12 protein-coding genes are annotated in these 13,246 nt (G+C 71.0%); 7 read left to right on the top strand and 5 right to left on the bottom strand.

The window, feature by feature from the left end; all coding sequences use genetic code 11:
- Nucleotides 1–16: 16 nt before the first annotated feature.
- Complete coding sequence (locus ACFWM2_RS26505; protein WP_383284771.1) at nt 17–469, top strand: hypothetical protein; 453 nt, start codon at nt 17–19, stop codon at nt 467–469.
- Between the two features lie 137 nt (nt 470–606).
- A complete protein-coding gene (locus ACFWM2_RS26500; protein WP_383284768.1) occupies nt 607–1,485 on the top strand; it encodes a spermidine synthase in 879 nt (292 codons plus the stop codon).
- A 40-nt stretch (nt 1,486–1,525) separates the two neighbouring features.
- Here ACFWM2_RS26500 and ACFWM2_RS26495 read toward each other — a convergent pair whose 3' ends face one another.
- Nucleotides 1,526–2,047, bottom strand: coding sequence for a hypothetical protein (locus ACFWM2_RS26495; RefSeq protein ID WP_383284765.1), 522 nt, complete (start codon nt 2,045–2,047; stop codon nt 1,526–1,528).
- Between the two features lie 110 nt (nt 2,048–2,157).
- Between ACFWM2_RS26495 and ACFWM2_RS26490 the strand changes: the two genes are divergently transcribed.
- The 3 genes from ACFWM2_RS26490 (at nt 2,158) to ACFWM2_RS26480 (ending at nt 5,947) form a co-directional block, all read left to right on the top strand.
- Nucleotides 2,158–2,862, top strand: coding sequence for a response regulator transcription factor (locus ACFWM2_RS26490; RefSeq protein WP_383284762.1), 705 nt, complete (start codon nt 2,158–2,160; stop codon nt 2,860–2,862).
- A 10-nt stretch (nt 2,863–2,872) separates the two neighbouring features.
- Nucleotides 2,873–4,246 carry a sensor histidine kinase gene (locus tag ACFWM2_RS26485; protein ID WP_383284759.1) on the top strand — a complete coding sequence of 458 codons (1,374 nt, stop codon included), beginning with the start codon at nt 2,873–2,875 and terminating at the stop codon, nt 4,244–4,246.
- Between the two features lie 231 nt (nt 4,247–4,477).
- Complete coding sequence (locus ACFWM2_RS26480) at nt 4,478–5,947, top strand: cellulose binding domain-containing protein (protein ID WP_383284755.1); 1,470 nt, start codon at nt 4,478–4,480, stop codon at nt 5,945–5,947.
- Between the two features lie 122 nt (nt 5,948–6,069).
- Here the strand turns inward: ACFWM2_RS26480 and ACFWM2_RS26475 are convergent, their stop codons facing one another.
- The 4 genes from ACFWM2_RS26475 to ACFWM2_RS26460 form a co-directional block, all read right to left on the bottom strand.
- Nucleotides 6,070–7,500, bottom strand: coding sequence for a GH1 family beta-glucosidase (locus ACFWM2_RS26475; protein ID WP_383284752.1), 1,431 nt, complete (start codon nt 7,498–7,500; stop codon nt 6,070–6,072).
- 102 nt (nt 7,501–7,602) lie between these two features.
- Nucleotides 7,603–8,535, bottom strand: coding sequence for a carbohydrate ABC transporter permease (locus ACFWM2_RS26470; protein WP_383284749.1), 933 nt, complete (start codon nt 8,533–8,535; stop codon nt 7,603–7,605).
- A complete protein-coding gene (locus tag ACFWM2_RS26465) occupies nt 8,532–9,560 on the bottom strand; it encodes a carbohydrate ABC transporter permease (protein WP_383284746.1) in 1,029 nt (342 codons plus the stop codon). Before ACFWM2_RS26465 ends, ACFWM2_RS26470 begins: the two co-directional genes overlap by 4 nt.
- Nucleotides 9,557–10,879 (bottom strand): extracellular solute-binding protein, encoded by a 1,323-nt coding sequence (locus tag ACFWM2_RS26460; protein WP_383284743.1) that lies wholly within the window; start codon nt 10,877–10,879, stop codon nt 9,557–9,559. Before ACFWM2_RS26460 ends, ACFWM2_RS26465 begins: the two co-directional genes overlap by 4 nt.
- Nucleotides 10,880–11,278: 399 nt before the next feature.
- On the opposite strand from ACFWM2_RS26460, the gene ACFWM2_RS26455 reads away from it, so the two are divergent.
- Nucleotides 11,279–12,334 carry a LacI family DNA-binding transcriptional regulator gene (locus ACFWM2_RS26455; RefSeq protein ID WP_383284740.1) on the top strand — a complete coding sequence of 352 codons (1,056 nt, stop codon included), beginning with the start codon at nt 11,279–11,281 and terminating at the stop codon, nt 12,332–12,334.
- A gap of 64 nt (nt 12,335–12,398) precedes the next feature.
- Nucleotides 12,399–13,226, top strand: a complete 828-nt coding sequence (locus ACFWM2_RS26450; protein WP_383284737.1) for a serine/threonine protein kinase — start codon at nt 12,399–12,401, stop codon at nt 13,224–13,226.
- The last annotated feature ends 20 nt before the right edge of the window (nt 13,227–13,246 follow it).

Raw genomic sequence — 13,246 nt, 5'->3', positions numbered from 1 at the left:
TCAGGAGGAGGGTTCCGTGTTGGAGGCCGGGATGGAGATCAGGCAGACCACCGAGTTCCGTACGGCGTTGTCGACGGCGCGGCATGTGCCGACCGCGGAGTGCAGCGCCCCACCACAGCCGGTCGCCGACTGCGACCTCGTGACCGTCCCGGCGCGGCAGGGCCTGGAAGCGGTCGACATCCTCCGCCGCGGCTCCTGCGACTCCGTCGGACCGGTGCTCCACGACGACAGCTGCGACACCCTCGGCTTCCTGGTGCCGCCCGGCACCGCCGACGCCTGGGACGTGCCCGGCAGCACCTGTACGCAGACCAACGGCCGCGGAATCAGCCTCGCCCCCCAGCCCCCGGTCGAGGGCTCGGACTGGCTGCTCCCGCCCGGGGACGCGGACCTGGCGACGGATCCGGCGGTGCTGCGGCAGGCGCTCGGAGAGGCCGCCCGGCTCATCGAGGCCGCCGACAACTGCCGCTGACTCCGGCTCCCTGTCCCGTCCTGTTCCGTACGTCGGCCGCCGGCTCTGCGTGTCGCCGGCCGCCCCGGACCCCGGCTGTCGCGGACCTCGAGAAGCGCCGCCGGGCCGACGTGCCCGTAGGCCCCGATAATGGCGGGATGGGAAAGCCGAGGAGTGCGCGGAACGCGCGGCGCGGACAGCCGGCGGCCGAAGCCGTCGTCGAGCCGGTCGACGGAGGGCTCGCCGAGCTGATACCCGACCGGGACCGGGCGCGGGCCTGGACCCTGCTCATCGACGGGGCCCCGCAGTCGCACGTCGACCTCGACGACCCCACGTATCTGAACTTCGAGTACCAGCGCCGGCTCGGCCACGTCATCGATCTGGTCGCCCCGGCCGGCCGGCCCGTGCACGTCGTGCACCTCGGCGGCGGCGCCCTCACCCTCGCCCGCTATACGGCCGCCACCCGCCCGCGCTCCACCCAGCAGGTCGTCGAACGCGACGCGCCCCTCGTCCAACTGGTCCGCCGCGAGCTCCCGTTGGACCCGAACGTCCGGATACGGGTGCGCTCGGCGGACGCCCGTGAAGGACTCGCCAAGGTCGCGGACGGCTGGGCGGATCTGGTGATCGCGGACGTGTTCAGCGGAGCGCGGACACCCGCCCACCTCACGTCGGTCGAATTCCTCGACGACGTCCGCAGGGTCGTCAAGCCCGGCGGTCTCTACGCGGCCAACCTCGCCGACGGGCCGCCGCTCGCGCATCTGCGCCGCCAGATCGCCACCGCCGCGGCCGTCTTCCCCGAGCTGGCCCTGATCGCCGACCCGACCGTGCTGCGCGGCAAGCGGTTCGGCAACGCCGTCCTCGTCGGCTCCGACCAGCCGCTCCCGGTGGCCGAACTGACCCGGCGCGCGGCCTCGGACCCGCATCCCGGGCGCCTCGAACACGGCAGGGAACTCGCCGACTTCACCGGAGGAGCCGGGCCGGTCACGGACGCGGCGGCGGTGGCGTCACCCGCCCCGCCCTCCTCCGTGTTCCGCTGAGCCGGCGTGGGCGGGCCGCGGTTCCCGGACGCCTACGCGCTCAGTAGTTGCCGACCTCCACCCGCGGCGGGCCGTCGTGCCAGGTGCAGAACACCGACACCCGGTCCGCGCCCGAGCCGAACTCCACGCGGATCCATTTCTCCGTCTTCCACACCTGCATCGACCAGCCCGAGCGCGGCGTCGCGGAGACGAGGGTCGCGGAGGCCTTGCCGAGCTCGAAGACGGCCCGTCCGCCGTCAGTGTCGTAGCTCTTGACCTGTCCGGAAGTGCTGGTTCCGGCGCTGGGGGTGCGCTTCGCCGGAGTGGAGGCCGAAGGTGTCCCGCTCGGCGTCGGGCTCTTCTCGGGTGTCTTCGAAGCGCTCTTCGAGGGCGAGGGGCGGGTCGTCGAGGAGGCGAGCGGTTTCGCGTCCTGCGTGGTGGCGTCGCCGGCCGTGATGGGCAGGGCGCGGGGCGGGTCGTAGGCCGTGCCGGCCATCACCGTGTGGACACCCCACCACGAGAGCGTGACCGCCGCGCCCGTGGCGAGCGACCAAGCCAGTACGTGTACGAGACCTCTGCGCATCGCGGGCCATACTGCACCACGCGCCCCACCGGTGTCTCTCGGGTGGGTCACACCGGCGGTTGTCCACAGGCGCCGGACCCCCGTCCCCCGAATGGCGTACGGTGCCGCCCATGGCAAGTGTGCTCGTGGTCGAGGACGACCAGTTCGTACGCTCAGCCCTCATTCGGCATCTGACCGATGCCGCGCACACCGTGCGCAGTGTCGGCACCGCTCTTGAGGCGCTGCGCGAGGTCGCCCATTTCTCTTTCGACGTCGTCATCCTGGACCTCGGTCTGCCCGATCTGGACGGGTCCGAGGCGCTGAAGATGCTGCGCGGGATCACCGACGTCCCGGTGATCATCGCCACCGCGCGGGACGACGAGACGGAAATCGTCCGCTTGCTGAACGACGGCGCGGACGACTATCTGACCAAGCCGTTCTCGGTGGAGCACCTGTCGGCGCGCATGGCGGCCGTCCTGCGGCGTTCGCGTGCGGTCGTGGGCGAGGCGCCGCCGTCTCGGGTGATCAGGGTCGGCGGTCTGGCCGTCGACCCGCTGCGACGCCAGGCCGAGCTGGACGGCGTCCGGCTGGACCTCACCCGCCGCGAGTTCGATCTCCTCGCCTTCCTGGCCGGCCGGCCAGGAGTGGTCGTCCCGCGCAAGGAGCTGCTCGCCGAGGTGTGGCAGCAGGCGTACGGGGACGACCAGACCATAGATGTGCATCTGTCGTGGCTGCGACGGAAATTGGGTGAAACGGCAGCGAAGCCGCGCTATCTGCACACCCTGCGGGGCGTCGGCGTGAAGCTGGAGCCGCCGAGAGCGGAGTCGACGCCATGAGGCGGGCGCGATGAGGTGGGCGCTGGTCAAGGTGTGCGTGGCGGTGACCACGATGGTTGTGGTGGCCTTCGCGATCCCGCTCGGTCTGGTGATCAAGGAGATGGCCCGCGACCGGGCGTTCTCGAACGCGGAGCGGGAGGCCGCGGCCGTGGCGCCCGCGCTCTCCATCACCACCGACCGGGACCAGCTGGCGCGGGTCGTCGCCTCCGCAGGCACCGACGCCGGGATGGCCGTGCACATCCCGGCCGCCGACGGCGCGGCCGCGGTTGAGCTCGGCAAGCAGCGCGCCGCCGACAAGGACATCACCACGACCCGGAAGCTGGGCCGCGCCTCCACCACGGAGGTGTCCGGCGGCTCCACCCTGCTCCAGCCCGTCGCGCTGAGCTCCGGCGAGATAGCCGTCGTCGAGGTGTACGTCCCCGAGGCCGAGGTCAGCAACGGGGTCGCCACGGCCTGGGCCGTGCTCGCCGTGGTCGGTGTCGCGCTCATCATCGGCTCGGTCGCCGTCGCCGACCGGCTCGGCGTACGGATGGTGCAGCCCGCGCAGCGGCTGGTCGAGAGCGCGCACGAGCTGGGGGAGGGGAAGCTCGGCGCACGGGTGCCCGAGGAAGGGCCGACCGAACTGCGGCTCGCAGCGGTCGCGTTCAACTCCATGGCCGATCAGGTCGTACAACTCCTGGCCAATGAAAGGGAGTTGGCCGCCGATCTGTCGCACCGGCTGCGGACGCCGCTGACCGTGCTGCGGCTGAACACGGCGTCGCTCGGCGACGGTCCGGCGGCTGAGCAGACCCGGGCCGCCGTTGCCCAGCTGGAGCGCGAGGTCGACACGATCATCCGGACGGCCCGGGAGGCCAAGCCGCAGACCGCGGCGATCGCCACCGGTGTCGGCTGTGACGCGTCCGAGGTCGTTCGGGAGCGGATGGACTTCTGGTCGGCGCTCGCCGAGGACGAGGGCCGCAAGGTGCGGGTCGCGGGCGTGGACCGGCCCGTGCGGATACCCGTCGCCCGGGCCGACCTGGTCGCCTCGCTCGACGCCCTGCTGGGCAACGTCTTCCGGCACACCCCGGAGGGCACGGCCTTCGCGGTCGACGTGCACAACGGCGAGGACGCGGTGATCGTGCTGGTCTCGGACGCGGGCCCCGGGATCGTGGATCCGGACGCGGCGATGGCCCGCGGGCAGGGCTCCGGAAGTGACGGGTCGACCGGCCTCGGCCTCGACATCGTGCGCCGTCTCGCGGAGTCGACGGGCGGGGACGTACGCATCGGCTCGTCCGTGCTGGGCGGCACCGAGGTGCGGATCTGGATCCAGCTCGACGGGCGGGCTCCGGTCCGCCGGGGCCACCGGGGTTCCGTACGGCGCCGCAGGCGCGCGGGCGTGAGCTGACGCCCGTCGGCGTCCCGGGGTTTCACGACGGCCGACGGTCGAAATTGGTCTCGACCTTTAACCACTCCCGATGCCTTCCTTAAGCGCACCCTAAGATCCCCAACCACCGTCCGGATCAAGCGGTTTGCCCGATTCCGGATCGCTAGCGTGCTGCTCGCACCCACCCCGGAGGCCTCCCTCGTGAGCCGCCCCGGCGAACCCCCCCCGTGAAACCGCGAAGGCAGGCACGCGATGAGCAGCACGCACCGGCGCAAGGTCAGTGGCAGGAACAAGGCGATAGGCGGCATCGTCGCGGCGGCGGTGGTCGGCGGAGGTGCCTTCCTGGTCACCGGGACCGCGCAGGCGGCCTCCGTCGGCGCCGCGTACACCAAGACCAGCGACTGGTCGACCGGTTACACCGCGCAGTACGTCATCACGAACGACACCGGCCAGGCGAAGAACGACTGGACGCTGGAGTTCGACCTGCCGGCCGGAGCCAAGCTCAGCTCGCTGTGGAACGGCGAGTCCAAGGTGAGCGGACAGCACGTCACCGTGAAGCCGCCGTCCTGGGACAAGGACGGGCTGGCGGCCGGCAAGTCCGTCACCGTCGGCTTCGTCGTGAACGGCACCGCCAACCCCACCGGTTGTCTCATCGACAGCGCCAAGTGTTCGGTGGACGACGGCGCGACCCCCGAGCCGAGCGGCCGCCCGACGGACCCCTCGACGCCCAAGCCGACCGCCACCCCCACCAAGACCACGAGCCCCACGCCGAGCACCCCGGCCACCCCCAGCCCCTCGGCCTCCGAGAGCTCCGGCAGCGGCACCAAGGCGAGCGCCGGCTTCGCCCCCTACGTCGACACGTCCCTCTACCCGGCCTTCGACCTGGTCGCGAGCGCCTCGGCCACCGGCGTGAAGGAGTACAACCTCGCCTTCATCACCGACGGCGGCGGCTGCACCCCCAAGTGGGGCGGCGTGACGGACCTGGGCAGCGACGGGGTGGCCGGACAGATCGGTGCCCTGCGCGCCAAGGGCGGTGACGTCCGGGTCTCCTTCGGCGGCGCCTCCGGCTCGGAGCTGGCGACGACCTGCTCGTCGGCGGACGCGCTCGCGACGGCGTACGGCAAGGTCGTGGACGCGTACAAGCTCACCAAGGTCGACTTCGACGTCGAGGGCGGTGCGCTGCCGAACACGGCCGCCAACACCCGCCGTGCGCAGGCCATCGCCAAGCTGGAGAAGGCGCACCCGAACCTGGACGTCTCCTACACGCTCCCGGTCATGCCCGAGGGTCTGACCCAGGACGGTGTGAACCTGCTGTCCAACGCCAAGTCGAACGGCGTCTCCATCAACACCGTGAACATCATGGCGATGGACTACGGCCCCGGCTACAGCGGTGACATGGGCACGTACGCCGAGCAGGCCGCCACCGCCACCCAGGCCCAGGTCAAGAGCGTCCTCGGGCTCTCCGACAGCGCGGCCTGGAAGGCGGTCGCCGTCACTCCGATGCTCGGCGTCAACGACGTCGCCAGCGAGATCTTCAAGGTCGACGACGCGACGCAGCTGGTGAACTTCGCCAAGTCGAAGGGTCTGGGCTGGCTCTCCATGTGGTCCGCGACCCGCGACAAGCAGTGCGCGGGCGGCGCGAAGAACTCCGCCGACGCCGCCTGCAGCTCGATCGTCCAGGACGGCAACGCATTCTCGAAGGCCTTCGGCGCCTACAAGTAGGAATCCCCAGTCGTCTCCTGCTCACAGGCCCCGAACCCACGGGGGAACGCGCGCCCCGGCCGGAACATCCCCCCACCCGGCCGGGGCGCAGCGCTGCCCTCGTGCGCTGCCCCCCGGCGGCTCTATTCGGCGACCGGCACCGGCGGCAGCTCGGCCGTCCGGGCCGCCTGCCCGTACCAGTGGGCGCTCGACTTCGGCGTACGGGCCAGCGTCGCGTAGTCGACGTACACCGCGCCGAAGCGCTTGCCGTAGCCGTAGGACCACTCGAAGTTGTCCATCAGGGACCAGAGGTAGTAGCCGCGGACATCGGCGCCGTCGCCGATCGCGCGGCGGACGGCGGAGAGATGGCCGTGCAGATACGCGATCCGCTCCGGGTCGTGGACGCGGCCCTCGGGGTCCGGCTTGTCGTCGTACGCAGCGCCGTTCTCGGTGATGTGGAGCGGCAGACCCGGTGCCTCGCGGGTGTAACGCATGATCAGGTCGTGCAGCCCTGTCGGGTCGATCGTCCAGCCCATCTCCGTGCGCTCACCGGGAGTCTGGTGGAAGGTGACGTCCTCCGCACCCGGCCAGGGGGAGTGCTCGCTCGCCCCGTGACCGTCCGCGCTCGACCCGCCGCCGGACGCGTCCCCGGCCGAAACGAGCGCCGGCGTGTAGTAGTTGAGGCCGAGCGCGTCGAGCGGCTGGTTGATCAGCTGGAGATCGCCGTCCAGCACGAAGGACCAGTCGGTGACCGAGGACGTGTCCGCGAACAGGTGCTTCGGGTACGCGCCCTGCAGCATCGGACCGTGGAAGACCCCGTTGGCCAGGTCGTCGATGCGCCGCGCCGCCGCCAGATCGGCCGGGCTCTGCGAAACCGTCCTGACCACCGAGGAGTTCAGGCTCACCGCGACCGTGTTGCGGGCGGGCATCGCGGCCCGGAGCGCGGACGTGCCCAGACCGTGCCCCAGGTTCAGATGATGCGCGGCCCTGAGTGACGCCGCCGCGTCCGTCCGGCCGGGAGCGTGCACGCCCGAGCCGTACCCCAGAAAGGCGCTGCACCACGGCTCGTTGAGGGTGATCCACTGCTCGACGCGATCGCCCAGCGCCTCGCCCACGATCCCCGCGTACTCGGCGAAGCGCAGCGCGGTGTCCCGCACCGGCCAGCCGCCCGCGTCCTCCAGCTCCTGGGGGAGGTCCCAGTGGTAGAGGGTGACGGCGGGCTGGATGCCGTGCGCCAACAGCTCGTCGACCAGGCGGCGGTAGAAGTCCAGGCCGCGCTGGACGGCCGGGCCGCGACCGGTGGGCTGCACCCGGGGCCAGGAGACCGAGAAGCGGTACGCGCCCAGGCCCAGCTCCGCCATCAGGGCCACGTCGTCGCGGTAGCGGTGGTAGTGGTCGACCGCCGTGTCACCGTGCTCGCCGCCGGCCGTCTTGCCGGGCGTATGACTGAAGGTGTCCCAGATCGAAGGGGTACGGCCGTCCTCGCGCACCGCTCCCTCGATCTGGTAGGCGGAGGTCGCCGCGCCCCACAGGAAACCGGGGGGGAAGGTCACGGGCGTTTCGGGCTCAGGCATGGAAGCGCTCCCATAGGTGGTCGTGGAGACCGACGGGTCGGAGGAGGGGGGAGAAAGGGGGCCGGGGCGGCGATGACCCGGCCCCCTGAAGACGGCAGGGGGTCAGCCCTTGATCGCGCCCTGCATGATCCCGCCGACGATCTGCTTGCCGAACAGGAGGAAGGCGATGAGCAGCGGCAGCGTGCCGAGCAGCGCGCCCGCCATGATGACCGCCTGGTCGGGGACGTAGCCGGTGCCCAGCGAGTTGAGGGCGACCTGCACGGTGGGGTTCTGCTGGTTGAGCGCGATGATCGGCCACAGGAAGTCGTTCCAGGCCATCACGAAGGTCAGCAGCCCCAGCACCGCCATCGCCGGCCGCGCCGCCGGGAAGACCACGTGCCACACGACGCGCAGACTGCTCGCGCCGTCGACGCGCGCCGCCTCGATCAGTTCGGTGGGCAGCGCCTGCACCAGGTACTGCCGCATGAAGAACGTGCCGAAGGCGGTGACCAGGGTGGGCAGGATGACCGTCTGCAGATGGTTGGACCAGTGCAGATCGCTCATCCACAGATACAGCGGTACGACGGCCAGCTGCGGCGGGATCATCATCGTCCCGATGGTCAGCAGCAGCAGGGTGCTGGAGAACCGGAACCGCAGCTTGGCGAAGGCGAACCCGGCGAGCGTGGAGAACAGCACCGTGCCGACCGTGATGGTGCCGGCCACGATCGTGCTGTTGAGCATGGCGGTGCCGAGGCCGGCCTGCTCCCAGGCGGACTGGAGGTTCTTGAACAGGTTCCCGCCGAACCACAGCGGCGGGGGCGCCTGCGCCAGCCGGGTGTCAGAGCGCGAGGCCGCGATCGCCGTCCACACCAGCGGCGCCAGCGAGATCAGCGCGAAGACGGTCAGCACGACGTAGGTGACCGGGCCCGCGTGCAGCTGTTTGCCCGCGCCGAGCACCCGAGGACGCCGGGATGCCCGGCGTTTCTCGCCGTTGCCCGCTCCCGTGCCCCCGCTCTTAACCCCGGCCTGAGGCATCGTCAGGTCACTTGTGGTCATTGGGACTTCCTCAGGCGACGGGTGAGCAGCAGATTGATCACGGCGACGATCAGCAGGATCAGGAACATCGACCAGGCGATCGCGGACGCCTTGCCGAGGTTGCCGATGAGCCAGCCCTGGTCGTACATGTACAGGCCGAGCGTCTGGTACTGGTGCGCCGAGCCGCCCTTCGAGCCGCTGACGCCGCCGAACAGCAGCGGCTCGCCGAAGAGCTGGGTCGCGCCGATGGTGGAGATGACCACCGTGAACAGGATCGTCGGGCGCAGCATCGGAACGGTCACGTGCCGGAACTGCTGCCAGCGGTTGGCGCCGTCGAGGGCCGCCGACTCGTACAGGTCGGCCGGGATCGCCTGCATCGCCGCGAGGTAGATCAGCGCGTTGTAGCCGGTCCACCGCCAGATGACGATCGATGAGACGGCGAACTGACCGCCCCAGTCGGACTCACGCCAGTTGATCGGGTCGACCCCGACGAAGTGGAGCAGCCAGTTGATCATGCCGCCGTCCCACGAGTACAGCAGCGTGAAGACGAGCGTCGCGGCCGCCACCGAGGTGGCGTACGGGGTGAGCATCACGACGCGCCAGACGGTCGAGCCGCGCAGCCGGTAGTTGAGCAGGTGCGCGATGCCGATCGCCGCCAGCAGCTGCGGCACCGTCGAGATCAGACCGATGGTGAAGGTGTTCGTCAGGGCGTTCCAGAAGAAGTCCGAGGCGAACAGGTTCTTGTAGTTGTCCAGGCCCACCCAGGTCTGGTGGTCCAGTGCGGACAGCTGCACGTTGTGCAGCGAGTACCAGGCCGTGTAGAGGAGCGGGATCAGCCCGAACGCCCCGAAGATGATGAAGAAGGGGGCGATGAAGGCGTACGGCGAGGCCTTCATGTCCCAGCGGTACAGCCGGCTGCGCCACGAACTCGTGCCCGGGGGCGGCGTACCGCGACCGTGAGCGCCCCGCGCCGCGCCCGGCGGTGTGCCGGGCGCGGCGTCGGCACTCGGCGCGGATTGCGCGAGAGCCTGCTTCGGGCTGGTCACTGGCCGAGCACGTCCTTGATCTCCTTGGAGGCCGCGGACCACCCCTGGGCCGGGGACTTGCCCTTCTGCTCGACCTGGAGGATGCCCACGTCGGTGATCGCGGTGCCGATCGGCTGGTCCTTCGCGCCGAGGGACTGCGTCGGGATGGTCTTCGCCGAGTCGGAGAAGATCTGCGTGATCGGCGCGTTCGAGAAGTACGCCGTGGTGTCGGCCTGCGGCTTCAGATCCGCGTACGCCGACGGGGTCGACGGGAAGCTCGCCTGCTTGGCGAAGACCTTCGCCTGCTGCTCGGGCGCGGTCAGCCACTTCGCCAGCGCGACGGCCTCCTTCTGGTGCTTGCTCGCCGTCGGTACGCCGATGAAGGAGCCGCCCCAGTTGGCCGCGGTCGGCGCCGCCGCCACGTCCCACTTGCCGCTGCCGGAGTCACCGGACTTCTGCTCGATGTAGCCGATCATCCACGCGGGGCAGGCCACCGTCGCGAAGGTGCCCTTGGCGAAGCCCTGGTCCCACGTCGGGTCGAACTGCTTCAGCTTCGCCGACATGTTGCTGGTGGCCACTTCCATGGCGGTGTCCCAGGACTTCTTCACACCCGCGGACTCGTCCCAGACGACGTTGCCGTCCTTGTCGTAGTACCGCTCGCTCTCGCCGCCGACGGCCGCGTTGTAGACGGAGGAGGCGGAGTCCACGTACTTGGTGCCGCTCGGCGCCTTCTTCATGTAGTCCTTGCCGAGGTCCACGTACTTCTTCCAGTCGCCCTTCCACTGCGCGGCGAGCTTGGTGCGGTCCGTCTCCAGACCGGCCTTCTGGAACAGGTCCTTGCGGTAGCAGATGGCCATCGGACCGATGTCGGTGCCGAGCCCGATCGTCTTGCCGTCCTTCGTGGTGGCCTGGGCCGTCTTCCAGTCCAGCCACCGGGACTTGTCGACGTCCTTGCCGAGATCGACGAACTTGGCGGCCTGGGTCTGCACGGCCTCGGTGATGTTGCCGACCTCGATCGCCTGGATGTCGTCGGTGCCGGAACCGGCCTGGAGGCGGGTGAGGGTCTTGGGCCAGTACACGTCGGTGCGTGTGGTGACGTTCTCCTTGATGGAGATGTCCGGGTGCAGCTTCATGTAGTCGTCGTAGAGGCCGGCCTGCTTGTAGCCGAAGACGCCGAAGGTGCCGACGGTCAGTGTCGTCCTGCCGCCGCCGCCACTGCCGCCGTCCGAGTTCGACGCACCGTCGTCGTCGTTGGCGCAGCCGGCCAGCAGCCCTGTCGTCAGCGCGGCGACGGCCGCGAGGGCCCCCAGCCTGCGGGACCGGCGGGTACTCGTGCGCATTGCGTCCTCCTGATGCCTGACGTGCCGACCCCCCGGCCAACTGCTCTGTTGGGCCCGTTGGTTCTCGCTGCGGCTCGGGCGGGGAACGTGCGGGATGTGTATGTGTCAGGTACTGTGGGAGCGCTCCCACATGTGATGAGTTGAAGAGTCGTCGGTTCGCGCGGGGGTGTCAAGAGTGGGGACGCGGAGAGCTGTCTTCGGTTATCGGGCCGTTAGCTAACTCTCCGGAACGCCCGTCGTCCAGGCCCCGTTCGGGGGTTTTGGGACACGGCCGCTCGGACCGGGGGTACGGCTTCGCTGGCGACTTCGGTGCTCGTACCGGGCCCCCTGCCCGGTGAGCGGGCTGTTACATTCCAGGCCAGGCGCGGCTCGACACCGCGGTGTGACGGGAGGCGGACCATGGCAGGCCACGGAGCGCGGGGCCGGAGCGGCGGGCGGCCGACCCTCGAGGAGGTCGCCGCGCGGGCCGGAGTGGGCCGCGGCACGGTGTCCCGGGTGATCAACGGTTCGCCGCGGGTCAGCGATGCCACGCGCGCCGCCGTCCAGGCCGCCGTCGCCGAGCTCGGTTACGTCCCGAACACGGCGGCCCGTGCGCTCGCCGCCAATCGGACGGACGCGATCGCCCTGGTGGTCCCCGAACCGGAGACCCGTTTCTTCGCGGAGCCGTATTTCTCCGACATGCTCCGAGGGGTCGGCGCGGAGCTCTCCGAGACCGAGCTGCAGCTGCTGCTGATCTTCGCGGGCAACGACCGCGAGCGCCGCCGGCTCGCGCAGTACCTGGCCGCGCACCGGGTGGACGGCGTCCTGCTGGTGTCGGTCCACGCGGACGACCCCCTCCCGGACCTGCTGTCCCAGCTGGAGATCCCGGCCGTGATCAGCGGCCGCAGATCGGCGGACGAGATCCTGCCGTCGGTGGACTCGGACAACTTCGGTGGCGGTGTCGCCGCCGTCGAGCATCTGATCTCCGGGGGGCGGCGCACCATAGCCCACTTGGCCGGACGCCTCGACGTCTTCGGTGCCCAGCGGCGTATCGACGGCTACTGCGCGGCCGTGCGCGACGCGGGCCGCGAGGTCGACGAGGCGCTGATCGTCCCCGGCGACTTCACGGAGGAGGGCGGCCGCCGCGGGATGACCGAACTGCTGGCCCGCTGTCCCACCCTGGACGCGGTCTTCGCCGGCTCCGACGTGATGGCGGCCGGCGCCCGCCAGGTCCTGCGGGAGGCCGGCCGCCGGATTCCCGACGACGTGGCCCTGGTCGGATACGACGACTCGGCCATCGCCCGCCACATGGACCCCCCGCTGACCAGCGTGCGCCAGCCGATCGAGGAGATGGGCCGCGCGATGATCGACCTGTTGCTGGACGAGATCGCGCACCGCCGTCCCGCGGTCTCCAAGGACCTGGAACGCCGTCAGGTCGTGCTGCCCACGGAACTGGTGGCACGGGCCTCGTCCTGACGCGCCCCCCGTCTGCGCGGGTTTCTCTCCCCACGGGAGCGGCCCGGTGAGGCAGGCTGTCGTCATGGCCCTTCATCCCCTTATCGGAGTCGACGAAGTACCCGCCGTGGAGCCGCATCTCGGCCGGGTGGGCGAGGTGTTCACGGCGTTCCGGGAGCAGGACTCGGGATGCGTGTCGTACGGGGTGCAGCTGCTGGACGGCGCGCGCTGGTTCGTCAAGGAGGCGGTCACCGCGCGGGCGCGGGAGTCGCTCGAACGCGCCTGGCGCTTCCACCGGGCCGTACGGCACCCGGCGATCGTCCCGCAGGTCCACCGCATCGCGGTGCGCGGCAGCTGGGCGGTGGTGATGCCCTGGCGGGACGGCGAGGTGCTGTACCGCCCCAGCGCGCAGGGGCCGCACGAGCGGACGAGTCCGGGCAGCGCGATGGCCCGGTTCCGCGCGCTGCCGACCGCGTCCGTCCTGCGCGCCTTCGACCGTGTCCTGGACGCCCATCTCGCCGTGGCGGCCGCCGGCCACGTCGCGGTCGACTTCTACGACGGCGCGCTGATGTACGACTTCGGCGGCGACGTGGCCCATCTGGTCGACCTCGACGAGTACCGGCCCGGCCCGTTCGTGCTGGAGGAGGACCGCCTCCCCGGCTCGCAGCGGTTCATGGCGCCGGAGGAGTTCGTGCGCGGCGCGACCATCGACGCCCGTACGACCGTGTTCACCCTGGGCCGTGCCGCCCGGGTGCTGCTGGACGCCGGCGACGAGGAACGCGCCTGGCGGGGGACGCCCGCGCAGCTGGCGGTGGTCGAACGCGCCACACGCACGGACCCCGGCGACCGCTTCGAGGACCTGCACGGCTTCGCCGCCGCCTGGCGGGCGGCCGACGCGCCCCGGCGCGGATGACGGCACCGAGCGGCCCCGAC

It is taken from the genome of Streptomyces sp. NPDC058371, assembly GCF_042723265.1.
GTDB lineage: Bacteria > Actinomycetota > Actinomycetes > Streptomycetales > Streptomycetaceae > Streptomyces.
The sequence above is the reverse complement of the archived record's forward strand: the minus strand, read 5'-3'. Positions and strand labels throughout refer to the sequence as shown.

Bases quoted from the DNA above. Each gene is read 5' to 3' on its own strand.
- ACFWM2_RS26500 (WP_383284768.1), top strand. From the start codon at position 607: ATGGGAAAGCCGAGGAGTGCGCGGAACGCGCGGCGCGGACAGCCGGCG.
- ACFWM2_RS26495 (WP_383284765.1), bottom strand. From the start codon at position 2,047: ATGCGCAGAGGTCTCGTACACGTACTGGCTTGGTCGCTCGCCACGGGC.
- ACFWM2_RS26490 (WP_383284762.1), top strand. From the start codon at position 2,158: ATGGCAAGTGTGCTCGTGGTCGAGGACGACCAGTTCGTACGCTCAGCC.
- ACFWM2_RS26485 (WP_383284759.1), top strand. From the start codon at position 2,873: ATGAGGTGGGCGCTGGTCAAGGTGTGCGTGGCGGTGACCACGATGGTT.
- ACFWM2_RS26480 (WP_383284755.1), top strand. From the start codon at position 4,478: ATGAGCAGCACGCACCGGCGCAAGGTCAGTGGCAGGAACAAGGCGATA.
- ACFWM2_RS26475 (WP_383284752.1), bottom strand. From the start codon at position 7,500: ATGCCTGAGCCCGAAACGCCCGTGACCTTCCCCCCCGGTTTCCTGTGG.
- ACFWM2_RS26470 (WP_383284749.1), bottom strand. From the start codon at position 8,535: ATGACCACAAGTGACCTGACGATGCCTCAGGCCGGGGTTAAGAGCGGG.
- ACFWM2_RS26460 (WP_383284743.1), bottom strand. From the start codon at position 10,879: ATGCGCACGAGTACCCGCCGGTCCCGCAGGCTGGGGGCCCTCGCGGCC.
- ACFWM2_RS26455 (WP_383284740.1), top strand. From the start codon at position 11,279: ATGGCAGGCCACGGAGCGCGGGGCCGGAGCGGCGGGCGGCCGACCCTC.
- ACFWM2_RS26450 (WP_383284737.1), top strand. From the start codon at position 12,399: ATGGCCCTTCATCCCCTTATCGGAGTCGACGAAGTACCCGCCGTGGAG.